Source organism: Pseudomonas sp. 22072 (assembly GCF_052046095.1).
GTDB classification, from domain to species: Bacteria; Pseudomonadota; Gammaproteobacteria; order Pseudomonadales; family Pseudomonadaceae; genus Aquipseudomonas; species Aquipseudomonas paracarnis.
In genome coordinates, this window is sequence record NZ_JBQEQE010000001.1 from 235,832 (window position 1) to 252,033 (window position 16,202).

The 16,202-nt window shown below is 60.0% G+C and carries 14 protein-coding genes; 5 read left to right on the forward strand and 9 right to left on the reverse strand.

What is annotated here, in order from left to right; genetic code table 11:
• The first annotated feature begins 105 nt into the window (after positions 1-105).
• Positions 106-1,005: a response regulator gene (locus ACTJLA_RS01060; protein ID WP_034129124.1), complete on the forward strand. Its 900-nt coding sequence runs from the start codon at positions 106-108 to the stop codon at positions 1,003-1,005.
• A 135-nt stretch (positions 1,006-1,140) separates the two neighbouring features.
• Here ACTJLA_RS01060 and ACTJLA_RS01065 read toward each other — a convergent pair whose 3' ends face one another.
• The 3 genes from ACTJLA_RS01065 to phoB form a co-directional block, all read right to left on the reverse strand.
• Entirely contained in the window at positions 1,141-2,481 is a 1,341-nt protein-coding gene (locus ACTJLA_RS01065) for a hemolysin family protein (protein ID WP_003195620.1), read from the reverse strand.
• Between the two features lie 208 nt (positions 2,482-2,689).
• Complete coding sequence (phoR, locus tag ACTJLA_RS01070; RefSeq protein ID WP_219857405.1) at positions 2,690-3,976, reverse strand: phosphate regulon sensor histidine kinase PhoR; 1,287 nt, start codon at positions 3,974-3,976, stop codon at positions 2,690-2,692.
• A gap of 126 nt (positions 3,977-4,102) precedes the next feature.
• A complete protein-coding gene (phoB, locus tag ACTJLA_RS01075; protein ID WP_003195617.1) occupies positions 4,103-4,792 on the reverse strand; it encodes a phosphate regulon transcriptional regulator PhoB in 690 nt (229 codons plus the stop codon).
• Positions 4,793-4,944: 152 nt separating this feature from the next.
• Between phoB and ACTJLA_RS01080 the strand changes: the two genes are divergently transcribed.
• Positions 4,945-5,322 (forward strand): COG4315 family predicted lipoprotein, encoded by a 378-nt coding sequence (locus ACTJLA_RS01080; protein WP_054896059.1) that lies wholly within the window; start codon positions 4,945-4,947, stop codon positions 5,320-5,322.
• Positions 5,323-5,438: 116 nt separating this feature from the next.
• Here the strand turns inward: ACTJLA_RS01080 and ubiA are convergent, their stop codons facing one another.
• Positions 5,439-6,329: a 4-hydroxybenzoate octaprenyltransferase gene (gene ubiA / locus ACTJLA_RS01085; protein ID WP_014720511.1), complete on the reverse strand. Its 891-nt coding sequence runs from the start codon at positions 6,327-6,329 to the stop codon at positions 5,439-5,441.
• Complete coding sequence (locus ACTJLA_RS01090; protein ID WP_003195610.1) at positions 6,329-6,892, reverse strand: chorismate--pyruvate lyase family protein; 564 nt, start codon at positions 6,890-6,892, stop codon at positions 6,329-6,331. The genes ubiA and ACTJLA_RS01090 overlap by 1 nt, the downstream gene beginning before the upstream one ends.
• 195 nt (positions 6,893-7,087) lie before the next feature.
• Here ACTJLA_RS01090 and ACTJLA_RS01095 point away from each other — a divergent pair, with 195 nt between their 5' ends.
• The 3 genes from ACTJLA_RS01095 to ACTJLA_RS01105 all read left to right on the forward strand — a co-directional run bounded on the left by ACTJLA_RS01095 (position 7,088) and on the right by ACTJLA_RS01105 (position 8,906).
• Positions 7,088-7,255: a rubredoxin gene (locus ACTJLA_RS01095; protein WP_014720509.1), complete on the forward strand. Its 168-nt coding sequence runs from the start codon at positions 7,088-7,090 to the stop codon at positions 7,253-7,255.
• 36 nt (positions 7,256-7,291) lie between these two features.
• The gene (locus ACTJLA_RS01100) at positions 7,292-8,440 is read left to right on the forward strand and encodes an NAD(P)/FAD-dependent oxidoreductase (RefSeq protein ID WP_440840618.1); all 1,149 of its coding nucleotides are present in this window, start codon (positions 7,292-7,294) and stop codon (positions 8,438-8,440) included.
• 190 nt (positions 8,441-8,630) lie between these two features.
• On the forward strand, positions 8,631-8,906 hold the full coding sequence (locus ACTJLA_RS01105; protein WP_003195589.1) for an HU family DNA-binding protein: 276 nt from the start codon (positions 8,631-8,633) through the stop codon (positions 8,904-8,906).
• 103 nt (positions 8,907-9,009) lie between these two features.
• On the opposite strand, the gene ACTJLA_RS01110 is transcribed toward ACTJLA_RS01105, so the two are convergent.
• Genes ACTJLA_RS01110 through ACTJLA_RS01125 form a run of 4 tightly spaced genes read right to left on the reverse strand, consistent with a single transcriptional unit; the run spans position 9,010 to position 16,176 of the window.
• Positions 9,010-9,384: a DUF4259 domain-containing protein gene (locus tag ACTJLA_RS01110; RefSeq protein ID WP_044269929.1), complete on the reverse strand. Its 375-nt coding sequence runs from the start codon at positions 9,382-9,384 to the stop codon at positions 9,010-9,012.
• 10 nt (positions 9,385-9,394) lie between these two features.
• The gene (locus ACTJLA_RS01115) at positions 9,395-13,765 is read right to left on the reverse strand and encodes an RHS repeat-associated core domain-containing protein (RefSeq protein WP_236452634.1); all 4,371 of its coding nucleotides are present in this window, start codon (positions 13,763-13,765) and stop codon (positions 9,395-9,397) included.
• A gap of 14 nt (positions 13,766-13,779) precedes the next feature.
• Positions 13,780-14,214, reverse strand: a complete 435-nt coding sequence (locus tag ACTJLA_RS01120) for a DcrB-related protein (protein WP_440840619.1) — start codon at positions 14,212-14,214, stop codon at positions 13,780-13,782.
• A gap of 15 nt (positions 14,215-14,229) precedes the next feature.
• Positions 14,230-16,176, reverse strand: a complete 1,947-nt coding sequence (locus ACTJLA_RS01125) for a type VI secretion system Vgr family protein (RefSeq protein WP_198715875.1) — start codon at positions 16,174-16,176, stop codon at positions 14,230-14,232.
• Positions 16,177-16,202: the final 26 nt, after the last annotated feature.

The window sequence follows — 16,202 nt, forward strand, 5'->3', positions numbered from 1 at the left end:
ATTTTTTGCACAGCAGGCGCCATAAAGTCCTTCTGTGACCCGCGAGTTTTGGCAAAATGCCATCAGTCAGGCGTTTTGCAGACGTTTTTATAGGATGAAGGGTCGATGAGTAAAGTCAGTGTGTTGGTGGTGGATGACGCCTCGTTTATTCGCGACCTGGTGAAGAAGTGCCTGCGTAATTACTTCCCCGGGATCAAGATCGAAGATGCGGTGAACGGCAAAAAGGCGCAATCCATCCTCATGCGCGAAACCTTCGACCTGGTGCTGTGTGACTGGGAAATGCCGGAAATGTCTGGCATTGAGTTGTTGACCTGGTGCCGCGAGCAAGCGCACCTGAAGGCCATGCCGTTCGTGATGGTGACCAGCCGTGGCGACAAGGAAAACGTGGTGCAGGCGATTCAGGCGGGGGTTTCCGGCTACGTCAGCAAGCCGTTCACCAACGAGCAGTTGCTGAACAAGGTCAAGCAGGCCCTGCACAAGATCGGTCGCCTCGATGCGCTGATTGCCAGCGCGCCGACCAAGATGAACTCAGCCTTTGGCAACGACTCCCTGAGCGCCCTGACCGGCGGCAAACCCGAAGCGGTCAAGCCGGCCCCGGTGGCGGCGCCCAGCAAAGGTCTGCTCAATACACCGCCAGCCAAGGCCCCCGCAGCAGCGGCGCCGACGGGCAGTCGCGGTCAGGGCCAGTTGCGCCTCGCAAGCGGCACCCAGCAATGCGTGATCAAGGCCCTGAGCATCAAGGAAGCGTTGCTGGTGGTAAAGCGTGGCGAGGTCCTGCCACAAGTACTGGAAAGCGCCGTGCTCGACCTTGAACAGGGCGACAACGCCGAAGTCGCACGGCTCAACGGCTACCTGCACGCGATCGTCGCCTACGAGCCCAAGCCCGACAGCGACTGGTTGCAACTGACTTTCCGCTTTATCGACCAGGATGCGCAGAAGCTGGACTACATATCCCGCCTGATCGCCCGTGGCACGGCGCAGAAGCATTTCGTGCCGGGTGCGTGAAGCACCGCGACGCCTATCCCCTGTAGGAGCGAGCTTGCTCGCGAAAAACGCCAACGATAACGCGTGCTTCCTGAATAAACGCGGCGCCTGTGAGTTTTTCGCGAGCAAGCTCGCTCCTACAGAGGGCGTCTACAGTCAGTCCAGCAACAACACCTTGGCCAACACGATCTTCGGCCCTTTCATCTTCTTGATGATGATCCGCAAGCCTTCAACTTCCAGCACTTCTTCTTCTTCCGGCACGCGCTTGAGCGTGTCGTAGATCAGGCCGGCCAGGGTTTCGGCTTCGATGTGGTCCAGGTCGACGCCCAACAGGCGCTCCACCTTGAACAACGGCGTGTCGCCACGCACCAGCAGTTTGCCGGGCTGGTAGGCGAGGATGCCGCGCTCGGCCTTGCGGTGTTCGTCCTGGATATCGCCCACTAGCACTTCCAGCACGTCTTCCATGGTCAAGTAGCCGATGATCTTGCCGTCAGCTTCCTCTACCAGGGCGAAGTGCGCGCCGCCTTTGCGGAACTGCTCCAGCAGTTGCGACAACGGCATATGCCGCGATACGCGTTCCAGCGGGCGGGTCAATTCGGCCAGGTTGAACGATTCGGGGATATGGTCCAGGGCAGCCAGTTCCAGGAGCAAATCCTTGATGTGCAGCAAGCCGACAAACTCGTTGCGCACCGCGTCATACACCGGGTAACGGCTGAATTTATGGCGACGGAACAGCGCGAGGATTTCCTTGAGCGGGGCGTTGAAGTCCAGGGTCACCAGGTCTTCCCGGGAGTTGGCCCAGTCCACTACTTCCAGCTCGCCCATTTCCACGGCGGAGGCGAGGACGCGCATGCCTTGGTCGCTGGGGTCCTGGCCACGGCTGGAGTGCAGGATCAGCTTGAGTTCTTCGCGGCTGTAATGGTGCTCATGGTGCGGGCCAGGCTCGCCTTGGCCCGCGATACGGAGGATGGCGTTGGCACTGGCGTTGAGCAGGTAAATGGCCGGGTACATCGCCCAGTAAAACAGGTACAGCGGCACGGCCGTCCACAGCGACAGCAGCTCGGGTTTGCGAATCGCCCAGGATTTGGGAGCCAGTTCGCCGACCACGATGTGCAGGTAGGAAATCACGAAGAAGGCGGCAAAGAACGACACGCCCTTGATCACTTCCGGCGACTGCACGCCGACCGCGCCCAGCATCGGCTCGAGGATGTGCGCAAAGGCCGGCTCACCGACCCAGCCCAGGCCCAGGGACGCCAGGGTGATACCCAGCTGGCAAGCCGACAGGTAGGCGTCGAGCTGGCTGTGCACGGTACGCAGGATCTGCCCGCGCCAGCCGTTCTTATGGGCGATGGCCTCGACGCGGGTGGCGCGCAGTTTGACCATGGCAAATTCCGCCGCAACGAAGAAACCGTTGAGCAGTACCAGGATCAGTGCAAAAAGAATCATGCCGAAATCGGCGAAGAGTGTAGCGAGGGTAATGCCAGGGGAAGGGTCCATGATGGGGTTTTGCAGGTTCCGTGTGTTCAATAGGGGTGACAGGGTGGGCCTGAAAGGCAGGCGCAAGTCGGCCAATGTAGCGGCTGACGGGGCGCTTGCCTAGTGCCCGCTGCCGGGCGGGGCTGCAAAGTCGTGTCGCAGAACCCGTGTGGGAGCTGGNGTCATCGCAGGCAAGCCAGCTCCCACAGTGGGCCGTGCTCACTTCCGCTTAATCATCGGCCTCGACCGCTCGCGAACGGTTTACCTGCGCCGGCGGAAAATGACAGGTAAAGGTACTGCCATGCCCCAGCACGCTGCTGATTTCCAGGCGGGCCCGATGGCGCAGCAGCACATGCTTGACGATGGCCAGGCCCAGCCCGGTGCCGCCGGTGTTGGAGTTGCGGCTGGAGTCGACACGGTAGAAGCGCTCGGTCAGGCGCGGCAGGTGCTTGGCGTCGATACCGATACCCGAGTCCTGCACACTCAGGTGCGCGCCGTGCTCGTCGGCCCACCAGCGAATGCGGATATTGCCCTTGTCCTGGGTGTACTTCACCGCGTTGAACACCAGGTTGGAGAATGCACTGCGCAATTCGCCTTCACTGCCCTTGAGCAATACGGTTGGGTCGGCCTCCAGCGTGATCTGCTGCCCGCGTTCGCCCGAGAGGGCCTGGGCATCGTTCTTGATCGTCTGCAACAGGCTCTGCACCGCCACGGGGTGGTTGTCCGAGGGGTAGTCCGTGGCTTCAAGCTTGGCCAGCAACAGCAGGTCGTTAAGCAGGGTTTGCATGCGCGAGCCTTGCACTTGCATCTGCTGCAGGGCGCGGCTCCAGCGCGGGTTGATCTCATCGACATTGTCCAGCAACGTCTCCAGGTAGCCGCAAATCACCGTCAAGGGCGTACGCAGCTCATGGGAAACGTTGGCGACGAAGTCTTTGCGCATCTGTTCCAGCTGGTGAATACGGGTCACATCACGTACCAGCATCAAGTGCTCGTTGTTGCCGTAGCGAGTCAGGTACAGCTGGATGCGCACGCGGTCGTTGGTGGGCGAGGGGATTTCCAGGGCTTCTTCGTAGTTGTCCTGCTCGAAGTATTCCTTGAAGCGCGGGTGACGCACCAGGTTGGTCACCGGCTGGCCGCTGTCCTGGGGCGTCTTGAGGCCCAGCAGAGTCTCGGCGGCACGGTTCCACCATTCCAGGTTGCCGTCGCTGTCGAGCATGATCACCGCGTCCTTGAGCGCGGCGGTGGACTCCTGCACCCGGTCGATCACCGCTTGCAGGCGCCCGCGTACCCGTTGGTCGCGGCGCTGCAGGTGGTAGATGCTGTCGAACACCTCGCCCCACAGGCCATAGCCATCGGGGGGGGCCTCATCGGGTTTGTGCTGGCGCAGCCATTCATGCAGGCGCAGCAATTGTTTGAGGGTCCAGCCCAGGTACAACGCGATGCCGGCGGCCAGGCTCCAGCCGTAATAGCCACTGATCAGCCCGACCAGCAGGCAGGCAGTGATCAACAGAAGCATGTGGCGGATCAGGGTGCCATGCCAGTTCTGGTTCAAGGTGCGTCCTTCGGAGCAGTTTCAAGTTTCAAGCTGCAAGCTCCAAGCTTAAGCAGTCCCGCTTTTAACTTGCGGCTTGTGGCTGATTGCTCAACCTTTGGTAGAAAACCGATAGCCGGTACCGCGCACGGTTTGTACCAGATTCTCGTACGCGTCGCCCAAGGCTTTGCGCAGGCGGCGGATATGCACGTCCACAGTGCGCTCTTCCACATAGACGTTGCCCCCCCATACCTGGTCGAGCAGTTGGCCGCGGGTGTAGGCGCGCTCCTGGTGAGTCATGAAGAATTGCAGCAAGCGGTATTCGGTCGGCCCCATCTCCGCAGGCTTGCCGTCGATGGTCACTCGGTGGCTGATCGGGTCCAGGATCAAGCCGTCGACTTCGATAGGCGCTTCGCCATCGGTCGGGCCGGCGCGGCGCAGCACGGCTTTGAGGCGCGCCACCAGTTCCCGTGGGGAAAACGGCTTGGTGATGTAGTCATCGGCGCCCACTTCCAGGCCCTGGATCTTGTTGTCCTCTTCGCCCTTGGCGGTGAGCATGATGATCGGGATATCCCCGGTCAGCTCGTCACGCTTGAGACGGCGGGCCAATTCGATGCCCGAGGTGCCGGGCAGCATCCAGTCGAGCAGGATCAGGTCCGGCTTGCGGTCGACGATAATGGCGTGGGCCTGCTGGGAGTTCTCCGCCTCCAGGCAGTCATAGCCGGCCATTTCCAACGCGACGGCGATCATTTCGCGAATGGGCGCTTCGTCGTCAACGATCAGAATGCTCCTGCCAACCATGCTCAATCCTCTTGTCATTTAACTGTCTTGCGCCGCATTAGATAACGGAATTATTGCAGTCGTGTGACAGTAATTTAGTCGCTTGGGCAATTAACGGCACTCTGAACTACCCTTTGGGTCCGAATCCTGACAACCACAAAAGGAAGGTTCCGATGACTTACAGCACTGTTTCCTGGAAAACCCTGCTGGTATCTGCGGTGTTGACGCTGCCAGGGTTGGCGTTTGCGGCAGAGCCGGCGATGACTAAAGATGGGATGTTGGTGGACCACAAGGGCATGACGCTCTACACCTTCGACAAGGACGCTGATGGCAAATCAGTGTGCAAGGACCAGTGCGCGACCAACTGGCCACCGCTGAAGGCAGAGTCCACCGACACCAAGACCGGCGATTGGACGGTGATCACCCGCGACGACCAGACCAGCCAGTGGGCCTACAAAGGCAAGCCTGTCTACACCTACAAGGACGACAAGAAAGCCGGTGACAAGACCGGTGATGGCAAAGGTAGCGTCTGGCACATCATCAAGCCCTGACTAAGCGGCGGCTTGGAGGCGTTCGCGAGCAAGCCCGCTCCCACTTTTGATTGCGAATACAGTCAAATGTGTGCGGGCTTGCCCGCGATGGCGTCCCAACAGTCACCACAGAATCCTCAGCGAACCGCGTAATCCACCACGATCCCGACAAAAATCGCCAACCCCGCCCAGTGATTATGCAAGAACGCCTTGAAGCACTTCATGCGGTCCCTGTCCCGTGTGTACCAGAACTCCCAGACAAAACAGCCCGCTGCCGCCAGCAACCCGAGGTGGAACCACCCGCCCAGCTCGAACCGTGCGCCGGCCAGCAACAGGCACGCCAGCGCCAGGCCTTGCAGGGTGAGGATGATCACGCGGTCAGCGTCACCGAACAGAATGGCGGTGGATTTCACCCCGATCTTCAAATCGTCATCGCGGTCGGTCATGGCGTAATAGGTGTCGTAGCCCACCGTCCACAACAGGTTGGCGATGTACAGCAGCCACGCGGTGGCAGGCAAATGGCCGGTCTCGGCGGTAAACGCCATCGGCATGCCCCAGGAAAACGCTGCGCCCAGCACCACTTGGGGGTAATAGGTGTAGCGCTTCATGAACGGGTAGCTTGCCGCCAGTGCGAGGCCGCCCAGGGACAGCAGGATGGTGCTGGCATTGGTCAGCAGTACCAGCAGGAAACTGATGCCCATCAGCACGGCAAAAAACACCAGCGCTTCTTTCGAACTGATCTTGCCGCTCACCAGCGGGCGTTGCTCGGTGCGTTTCACATGGCCATCGACCTTGCGGTCGGCCCAGTCATTGATCACGCAGCCGCCGGCCCGGGTGAGTACCACGCCCAGCACGAAAATCACGATATTGATCAGCGACGGCGAACCCTTGCCGGCGATCCACAGGGCCCACAGTGTCGGCCACAGCAGCAGGTAGATGCCGATGGGCTTGTCCATGCGCGTCAACTGAATGAAATCCCAGGCCCTGGGGTTCAGGCGGTTCAAGGACTTGAGCAGACGTTGGTACATCAGCAGTTCTCCGGATGATCATGCAGCGCGTGCCAGAAACTGGGCAGGAAGACTTCCGCCACCAGCACGCTCAGCGCCCCGCGGTCGAAGCGCGAGCGGCGCGCCCACAGATTATCGGCCTGGTCCGCTGTCGGCAGCCAGGCACGAGGGTAGTGACACACTTCGATGGCCTGGCGGGTAAAGGCGCGGTCGCAGAACAGCAACTCGCCCAGCGAGCGGCTGCCCAGCTCGTCCATGTGCAGCCCATCGCCCTGCAAGGCACTGCGGGCCGCCACGCTGCGGGCGAATACCCAAGGCTGGCCGTGCCCGCGCAAATACACCTCGCGTACCCAACCGATACTGGCCGGCGGCAGGTCCAGGGCGGCGCATTCGTCGTCGCGCAACGGTTGCCAGCCTTCGAACAGCGGCGTCACGCTGAAACCCTCGTTGGACAGCCACGTCAGCCGTCGCGTCAGCGAGCCTTCGTCAAACAGCCAGTTGAGGGTCAAGGGCGTGGGCAAGGGGCTCAGAAGGCTCTGGGTCAGCCATTGGCAAGCATCGGGAAGGGCGATTGAGTGCGGCACGGTGAGTCAGTATTGGCAGCAAAAGAGGCGGCGAGCTTACCATGGCACCCTGGGCTTTTGCCGTGCCAAACCCGTCGTTTGCGTCGAACGTGCTTGCATCTGCCGGCCCCGATCAGTACAAAACGCCCTGAGCCGCGCGGCAACGCTGGATCCATCGACCGCCGGCCAACACGCCTGAACCTGAGGAAGCATGTAATGAAGAAGTGGCAATGTATCGTCTGTGGCCTTATCTATAACGAAGCGGACGGCTGGCCGGATGACGGTATTGCACCAGGCACTCTGTGGCAGGACGTCCCGGAAGACTGGCTGTGCCCGGACTGCGGCGTGGGTAAGTCGGACTTCGAAATGATCGAAATCGCGTAATCCCGAATTTAAGAAACGTACTACAAGGAGAAAGGAATGAACGCACCTGTCGTGATCATCGGCACAGGATTGGCCGGTTACAACGTCGCCCGGGAGTTTCGCAAGCTCGACAGCGAGACCCCGTTGCTGCTGATCACTGCCGATGACGGACGCTCCTACTCCAAGCCCATGCTCTCCACCGGCTTTGGCAAGAACAAGGAAGCCGATGGCCTGAGCATGGCCGAACCTGGCGCCATGGCCGAGCAACTCAAGGCCCAGGTGCGCACCCATACGCGCATCAGCGGCATCGACCCAGGCCACAAGCGCCTGTGGATCGGCGAGGAAGCGGTGAGCTACCGCGACCTGGTCCTGGCCTGGGGCGCAGAAACCGTGCGCGTACCGGTCGAAGGCGATGCGGCTGAGCTGATTTTCCCGATCAACGACCTGGAAGACTACGCGCGCTTTCGTGCCGCTGCTGCCGGCAAACGGCGCGTGCTGCTGCTTGGCGCTGGCCTGATCGGCTGTGAGTTTGCCAATGATCTGATCCTGGGCGGCTATGAAATCGACCTGGTCGCGCCGTGTGAGCAAGTCATGCCGACCCTGCTGCACCCGGCGGCAGCCGCAGCGGTGCAAGCCGGGCTGGAAGGCATCGGCGCGCGTTTCCACCTGGGCCCGGTGCTCAATCGCCTGCAACGCACGGCTGATGGCCTTGAAGCGCACCTGTCGGACGGTGAAGTGATCCACTGTGACCTGGTGGTGTCTGCCATTGGCCTGCGCCCGCGTGTAGACCTGGCCGCAGCGGCCGGCCTGCAAATCAACCGCGGGATCATGGTGGACCGCCACCTCAAGACCTCCCACGCCAATATCTATGCCCTGGGCGACTGCGCCGAGGTGGATGGCCTGAACCTGTTGTACGTGATGCCGCTGATGAGCTGCGCCCGTGCCCTGGCGCAAACCCTGGCCGGCAATGCCACGGCGGTGCGCTATGGACCGATGCCCATCACCGTGAAAACCCCGGTGTGCCCGCTGGTGGTATCACCTGCGCCACGAGGCACTGAAGGCGTCTGGAGTGTCGAAGGGCAGGGTGCCGACATCAAGGCCCTGTGCCGCGATGCCAGCGGCCGCCTGCTGGGTTACGCACTGACTGGCAGCGCTGTCATGGAAAAACTGGCGCTGAACAAAGAACTTCCGCCGTTACTGGCGTAAATACCACCCGTTCTGTCGCAAACATCACGTTCATACCCCGAGAAAGGCCGCCGCGAGACTGGCGCGGCGCCCGAGGGCATGCCATCCTCACTCCCGTCTGCCGCAGAGTAGAGCCTGCGGCGCCTTGGCGCTGCTCCACCAGAGAGCAGCACGGACATAACAACAAAAAACCGTCAAAGAGGCTTCACATATGCGTAAACCAGATCTCGCAGCCGCTATCGCTGAAAAAGCCGATCTCACCAAAGAACAGGCCAACCGCGTCCTCAACGCCGTCCTCGAAGAAATCACCGGCGCCCTGCACCGCAAGGACAGCGTCACCCTGGTCGGCTTCGGCACTTTCCTGCAACGCCACCGCGGCGCCCGCACCGGCAAAAACCCGCAAACCGGTGAGCCAGTGAAAATCAAGGCGAGCAACACCGTAGCGTTCAAGCCGGGCAAGTCGCTCAAAGACAGCGTCAACCCGTAAGTTAAGCGGTACCGTCTCGAAGGGAGGCGGGGCGGTAAAGAAGATGGGCACGCCGACTGGGTCGGGTGCCCATTTTTTGTTGGGTGCTGATGCGTATGCCAGATTAAGCCAGCTCGCCTAATCGCATTTTCAGAGCGTCGATTTGTTCCTCCACTGCGTTGATAACATCGGCACTGTCGCCCCACATATCAAGAAACCCCCATTCGTCATTGGGCGGATCAATCAGTTGGGTCAGTATTGAAATAGCCTGCTCGATCAGGGGTTTGAGTTGTGCCAGATATTCAGCTGGCCATATATAGGGGTTGCCTAGGGTTTGTAATAGATAACAGGCAGCCCTAAAGGCGTCATAACGTTCTTCAGCGGGATCAAACTGGCTGATTTCGTTGATCAAGACCGCAAAATTTTGTTGCTTCCAGAACTCCTGAAACCAGTCCGCGGCTTCATCGTTTTCCCAAGGGTTGTAATTCCAGGCGCCCATTTTTGACTCCTTAGCCACATTTTCCGAAACGTGATGGTTTAGATTTTTCTGTTGCGACCCAGTTGGGGTTTTTGAATAGCTCACGTGTACCGGCAGGCGCTCGAAGGTTGGAGGTTTTTCCGCCGTCTACGCTCCTGCCGCCATTTCGCACAATTTCACTGGCTTCGACCTTGTAGATTTCCTGGGCGGTGGCCCCGTTCATACTGTGTAACTGTACCGAGCTGATTTTGTCAGCCGGCAGTTTTCCAGAAGCGACATGCTGACTCAGTCTTGAGCCGAAGGTTTGATCAGTAGTGGAACCTACGTAGAGTTTGCCATTTTTGTCAGTAAATCGATAAACACCGACTGATTTTGCATCCGAGCCAAGCGCCTCCAGGAGCGCTGGGTTCAGTCCAAGAGGATCGATCCAAGTCAGTGGGTTCGAGGCATAAGCGTAAAGATTCAAACCACCTGCCAGACCTATAGGGTCAGGTGTCGTAAAACGGCCAACGTCGGGGTCGTAATACCGCAAGGTATTGAAATGCAACCCGGTTTCTCGATCAAGATACTGACCCTGGAATCGCAGGTTTTGCTCCTCGATGAAGTACGCTTCTCGCACTTCTTCAAGGGGCGCGCCCCATGCTTCGTAGCGCGCTTGCCAAACTATGAGCCCATCAGTCTCAGTGAGGTACTCTGGCAGTCCGTTCAGGTCATTGTGGTAATACCGTACGCACTGGTGTTTCCCCGTACCGTCCACTCGAGCTAGCGGGTCATAGCTGTAATTGTCATATAGATAGAGGCTGGTCTGGCTATGCCGATGTTCCTGTAAAAGACGCAAGCCATCCCAGTCGAAGCGTGTTTCTCCCAGGCAGAGCCCATTGGCATCGTGTTCCGTTTTGCCAACACGCCGCCCCAGAGGGTCGTACACCATCCTCACAATCGTGTTCAGCGCGCCTTTCTGGCTATGCACTTTGATCAGGCGATGCTCGGCATTGTAAGTAAACCGTTGCAACCCGCGCGACGTGCTGCTTTTCTCGATCATCCGTCCAAGGGTGTCGTACTTGTAACGTTTGTCTTGATAGGTGAGCAGGCGGTTATGCCTTACCAGGCCGCCTTGGGCCGGGCCGTCGAGCAAATTGGCGGCAGCATCATAGGCGTAGGTTTCGCTGCGTCCTGCTTGGTGGTTGACGAGGATACGTCCCGTACTGTCGTAGCCCAGAAGCTCTTGACGGTCAGTACGACGACGCCCGATCAGGTTATCGCTTGGGTCGTAGCAGTATTCAGTCTCAACCAACGGTGGCAATTGCCACGGTTGGTCAATAATACGACGCTGTCGCGAGCGAACCCGTCCACTTCGATCATAGGCGGTACTCGTTTTGAGTTGGCCCTGAGTGCGTTGCACTTCGCGGTGCAAACGATCCCGCTCGAAGTCGCTAATGACCTTACCATCGAGATTCAACTGATGCAGGTGGCCACTGCCGTAGTACAAGCGATTGAGCCACCGACCATCGGGCAAGCCGGTTTGAATCAGGTTTCCCAGTTCGTCGTAACGATGCTGCACAGAACCGGCCGAGCTTTGTTCCTCTAGGAGCTGCCCCATGGCGTCATAGCTGAAACCGAGTGATTGCTCACTCCCATCAGGCGCTGTGAAAGTGACACCGATCAGTTGGTCGCTCAGGTCGTGGACGTAGCTGGTAGTACCGTCCGCAGTTATTTTGCTGACCAGGCGTCCAACCGGATCTCGCTGAAACTGGTGCGACAATGGGGCTACGGGTTCGCCTTCCGTCCCCGGCAGGTAATCCACGGCGACGACATCAGCCAGCGGATCATAGGTGTAGCGGCGCCGGCTCTGGTCAAGATCCTGCTGCTGTACCATGCGGTCCGCTGCGTCCCATTCAAAGTGATAGCTCTCTCCGTTCTCATTGGTCAGTTTGCGCAGTCGCCCATAGTCGTCATGGTCGAACATCACGCTGCGGTTATGCGCATCCCACCGTTGGTTGACCAAGCCGCGACTATTATAGGCATAGCGTGTGACGGCGCCGCCGGGATCGATGTGAGCAAGCAGATAACCAGTGGCGCTGCGCTGGAACTGTTCCACGCGACCATCCGGAAGCTGGCATTCCAGCAATAGCCCTCGAGGTCCGTACCGGTAGCGCACCGACTCGCCTTCCGCATTGGTCTGCACCACCAGATTGCCGAACGCATCGTATTGATAACGGGTGGGGTAACCCGAGCAATCTACCGCCTCGACCAACTGGTTCCATTCGTCCCAATGCAGTGTCTTGGTTTTTTCAGTGGCGTCGATGATTTGCACCGGCTGCCCGAACCCGTCATACACATAGCGCGTACGGTTTCCCAGTGGGTCGATTTCCTCGACGCAATTGCCACGCTGGTCGTACCGATAATGCCAACTGTTGCCTGCCGGATCGGTTTCCACTTGGGGCAATGCCCAGTGCGCCAGCCATTGCGTGCTACTGGTTCTGGACAGCGGATCGATGACGGCGCTCAGGTTGCCGGACGCGTCATAGTTGAAACGCCACTGGCCTTTTTGCGGATCAATCGCACCGAGCAACTGGCGATCATCGTTCCACTCAAACTGCCACGCATGACCCAGGTTATCGACGTAGCGAGTGATCTGGAACTGCGGGTTCCAATGCCGGGTGCTGACCCGCATCAGGCCGTCGGTCACGCGGGTAATGCCGGCGTCCAGGTCGTAATGGAAGCTGTATTCATCACGCGCATCTGTCCAGTGGCGGCTGACGCGCCATTCCGGGCCGCCTGGCCCAGGTACTTCAGCCCACTGGTAGAAGCAGCGCAGGCCACTCGGCAATTGGTGTTCGACCATTCGCCGGTCATTGTCGTAGGCAAAGCGTCGAAGGGTTGTACCTTGCTCGTCCAGCACTTCAGCCAGATCGCCCACGCTGTCGTAGCGATAACTGACGAGTACATCGCTGCGCGCATCGAAATGGTCCTGGCGCAGGTAGCGCCGCTCGATGTAGCTCACACGCCTAGGGTGTTCAGCCGAGTAGTTCAGTTCTACATGCATCAAGTCGTGGGTGTCGCGCAGGCGATACAGTCGGCCCTGACTGTCGTAGTCGAGGAAAATCCGCCCCTCATTGCGATCACCCAGCAGATGCAAGCGCATCCGCGAGTTATTCAGCGGGTCGGGCTCGAACAGGCGATACAGGCCGTCGATGCTCTCGATCAATACCGCGCCGTCGCCACTGCGCCTGACTGCAAGGCCTTGGCCCGGATCGAACGCTCCGCCGGACAACGGGATGTAACCGATCTCCAGGCGGCGTCCTTGCTCGTCGATGTAGATTAGGTTTTCGTCCGCTTCTATCTCGATCGACACCTCATACGCGACGCTCCAGCCAGCGCCAAATAGGCCGTCCCGGCGTGTGTCGAGGCTGCTGTAAAAGCGCTGCCAATCTATCGGGAGCAATCCCTGCAATGTGAAGTCCAGTTCCTCATCCCCGCCCAGGATCTTGGCGCCCGTCGCGCTGTGCACTGGATTGGGCGAGCCATTCATGGCGCTCTTGAGCGCGGAGGTGACCTTGCTGGTTGCGTAAGAGACGGCGCCCCCCACCAGCAAACCACCGACCAGACACGGCAGCTTGGTCCAGAAACACTTCACATTGCCCCGTAACGCCATCACCACGGCAATGGCAAGCCCCACCCCCGGCGTTTTCCCGCTACGAATCTCCTGTACCACAATGGTCTCGCCACCAATGCGCACGTCCGGCGAAATCAAGCCCTTGGCCGTGCCAATCTTGGCGTCACAGGTACTGCGATCCCCGCTGCGTGCCGCAGGCTGCCCATTGATGAACACTGAGCTGGAACCCTCGGCAATGAATTGCAGGGGCATGGGCGGGTGCTTGTTGCACGCCACGGTATCCAGCGGGCAAGGCTCGGTGCCGGGGGTAGGCGAGGCGACGGTCGGGCGCCACATCTGCGAGAAAAACTCCCCGGCCATATCCAGGAAGCTTGGTGCCGGCGGCTCGCTGGGCGCGACCGGTACAGCGGTCATCTTACCGGCTGCGCGGGCGGCCTTTTTGCCATTGATAAACACATTGTGCGAGCCGCTGGTGATGAACGCATCGATTACTGGCGGGAACACCCAGTTGGCGGCGGACTCGCACCAACTGGATATTTTCAAGTCAGCCCCCGTGAGCCCAGCGGTGATGCCGACGACCGCGCCCACCACCAACACCAGGGCCACACCGCCGGTGGCGATGGTCGCACCGGTCGCGAGGAACACTGCCCCGGCAACGGCCAGGCAGCCCACGGTAGTGATCGCCGCATAGGCGGCCACTTCCAGCACACCGCCGAGAATGTCGGCCATCACCGAGGTGTGCAGCAGTGCGTCGCCTTCGCGGGCGGCCCAAAGGTCCTCACTCATTGCTCAGGCTCGACTCAAGGCGTGGCAAGGAAGTTGAGTGTGCTTTTCAGCGTTGCCCAGTGCGCCGCCTCGGCCGGGCCCAGGGGCTGGGCCTTTACGTAACTGAGGGCGATCAAGCGACGTGTGCCCGGTATCTGCATGGCCAGCTGATATTGGTAAATTTTGTCGCTGCCTTTGCTGAAGTGGTTCTGCACTTCAAACGCGTCGATGTCCTGCGCTGGACCGACCTTGACCGCTTGCGCCGGGGAATAGCGAAGGTCCTGGACCTGCTGTTCGAGTTTTTTCAACTGGCCTTCGAAATTGCTTTGCAGGCTCTCGCCATCGGCCAAGGGGCTGCGGCTCACCACCAGGGTAGTGCTCAGCTTGGCGAACTTGAGGATATTGATCGAGGTGTCCTGTACCTCGGCATCGGGCAGGGTGAATTGGGCTTCGTTGATCAGGTAGTTCATGGTGGCGAAATCTCGTTATTGACCAGCACCGGGCTTACCGGGGAATTTTGACTCGACGGCGGACTTGATCGTGCTTTGCACGCCTTGGGCACCGGGCGATGTGCCCTTGTCACTGCCCAGGTTGATGTCCAATTTGCCCTTTGTCTGGATCTTGCTGCTGCCGCTGGAAAACAGGTTGAACGAGCCGCAGGTCAGGTTGATGTCCCCGCCTGCCTTGAGCTCGATCACGCTGTCGCCGCACACCAGGCGAAGACTCTCGCCGGCCTCGATGGTGTAGTGCGTGGCGGCGCTGTCGGACTTGGCACCGCCCACGATCACCGTGTCGTTGTTGCGCACAACCCGCAGGCGATTGCTGCCGATGGTCACCGTCTCGTTATGCCCAATGCTCTTATTCCGGTCATGCCCCACCGAGTGGCTTTCATCCACCTCCACCACGATGTCCTGGTTACGCTCGGCATGGATATACAACTGCTCCAACCCCTTCTTGTCCTCCATGCGGATTTCATTGAAGTTGGCCGGCGTGCCGCCTTTGCTGGAGCGGCTTTTCATGCCGCTCTGGGTGGCGTTTTCCGGCAAGTCGTAGGGCACCGTCTGCTCAGCGTTGTAAACCCGCCCGGTGATGATCGGTCGGTCGGGGTCGCCTTCGAGGAAGCTGACGATCACCTCTTGGCCGATGCGTGGAATCTGCATCGAGCCCCAGTTCTTGCCGGCCCAGGATTGCGACACACGAATCCAGCACGAGCTGTTCTCGTTGGATTGGTCGTGGCGGTCCCAGTAGAAATGCACCTTCACGCGGCCGTACTGGTCGGTCCAGATTTCCTCGCCCTTGGGGCCTACCACCAGCGCGGTCTGCGGGCCTTTGACGATAGGACGGTGGGTGTTGGCCAGCGGGCGGAAACTCTGTTGGGCGTCGATGCAGGTCAGGCTGCTTTCGAACTGCGCGGAGCCTGAACCGCCACCGCTTTCCAGGCTTTCTTGCACGACGAAGTAACGGCAACCGACGATCAGGTACTCGCGGTTCTGGTCCTGGCGGCTGAAGCCGGTGAGGCTGAACAGATGGCCCGAGCCCAGGCCGCGCGCATTGCCGCTGAACTCGATCTGTTCATGCAGGGTTTGCAGGGCCTCAATGCGGGTGCGCGCATAGTGTTCGCCGTCGGCGCTTTGCACGTAGGTGCCGGGGTAGTCGTACAGTGGGTAGTCGCCGGCGGTGTGCGGGCGCGGCATGGCCGAGCGCACGTCGATGCTCGCGCTGGGGCGCTGGAAGTCGTAGTCGTTGAGCTCCAGCGAGCCCGGCTGCACCTCCTGCGCCAAGTGCCAATTGTGCATATGGTCGCGTTCGCGCTGCTGCTCGTCCTTGGGGTAGTAGGGGATCGACGCGTAGCCGGGCACGCTGGTGTGGGCGCCATAGGCGTCGGCCAGCACCAGCACATGGCGGTCCTGTTCATGGCGGAAGAAGTAGTAGATGCCTTCCTGTTCCATCAGCCGGCTGACGAAATCGAAGCTGGTCTCGCGGTACTGCACGCAGTACTCCCACTCGCGATACGGCCGGCTGAGCGCGTCTTCGAAGTCGGAAAAACCCAGGTCACGGAACACCTGCTTGATGATCTGCGGGATGCTCAGGTTCTGGAAGATACGGCAGTCGGAGGTCCGGCTGAGCAACCACAGCCAAGGGCGCAGGGTGACTTGGTAACTGGCGAACTGGCCTTTGTCGATGTTCTGGCTGCACCGCGCAACGATCCCGTGGAAATGCCGCTCGCCGCCGTCCGCCAGTTGCAGGCCGACGCTCATCGGTTTACCCAGCAATTGGTTGAGGTCGATGTTGGCGTCCAGGGACGTCAGTTGCAGCTCATAGTTGAACAGCCGGCCCAGCTCTTCACCGCCGCCCATTTCGTTGAGCAGCAGCACATCCGGCCCGAGGGGGCTGTTGATCTTGGCCAGGCGTGAGGCTTGGTTGAATAGCATCGGTAGTCCCGTAAATACCGTCATCA

Excerpts from the sequence above, each read along its gene's own strand:
- ACTJLA_RS01060 (WP_034129124.1), top strand. The coding sequence starts at position 106 with ATGAGTAAAGTCAGTGTGTTGGTGGTGGATGACGCCTCGTTTATTCGC.
- ACTJLA_RS01065 (WP_003195620.1), bottom strand. The coding sequence starts at position 2,481 with ATGGACCCTTCCCCTGGCATTACCCTCGCTACACTCTTCGCCGATTTC.
- phoR (WP_219857405.1), bottom strand. The coding sequence starts at position 3,976 with ATGCTTCTGTTGATCACTGCCTGCCTGCTGGTCGGGCTGATCAGTGGC.
- phoB (WP_003195617.1), bottom strand. The coding sequence starts at position 4,792 with ATGGTTGGCAGGAGCATTCTGATCGTTGACGACGAAGCGCCCATTCGC.
- ACTJLA_RS01080 (WP_054896059.1), top strand. The coding sequence starts at position 4,945 with ATGACTTACAGCACTGTTTCCTGGAAAACCCTGCTGGTATCTGCGGTG.
- ubiA (WP_014720511.1), bottom strand. The coding sequence starts at position 6,329 with ATGTACCAACGTCTGCTCAAGTCCTTGAACCGCCTGAACCCCAGGGCC.
- ACTJLA_RS01095 (WP_014720509.1), top strand. The coding sequence starts at position 7,088 with ATGAAGAAGTGGCAATGTATCGTCTGTGGCCTTATCTATAACGAAGCG.
- ACTJLA_RS01100 (WP_440840618.1), top strand. The coding sequence starts at position 7,292 with ATGAACGCACCTGTCGTGATCATCGGCACAGGATTGGCCGGTTACAAC.
- ACTJLA_RS01105 (WP_003195589.1), top strand. The coding sequence starts at position 8,631 with ATGCGTAAACCAGATCTCGCAGCCGCTATCGCTGAAAAAGCCGATCTC.
- ACTJLA_RS01110 (WP_044269929.1), bottom strand. The coding sequence starts at position 9,384 with ATGGGCGCCTGGAATTACAACCCTTGGGAAAACGATGAAGCCGCGGAC.
- ACTJLA_RS01115 (WP_236452634.1), bottom strand. The coding sequence starts at position 13,765 with ATGAGTGAGGACCTTTGGGCCGCCCGCGAAGGCGACGCACTGCTGCAC.
- ACTJLA_RS01120 (WP_440840619.1), bottom strand. The coding sequence starts at position 14,214 with ATGAACTACCTGATCAACGAAGCCCAATTCACCCTGCCCGATGCCGAG.
- ACTJLA_RS01125 (WP_198715875.1), bottom strand. The coding sequence starts at position 16,176 with ATGCTATTCAACCAAGCCTCACGCCTGGCCAAGATCAACAGCCCCCTC.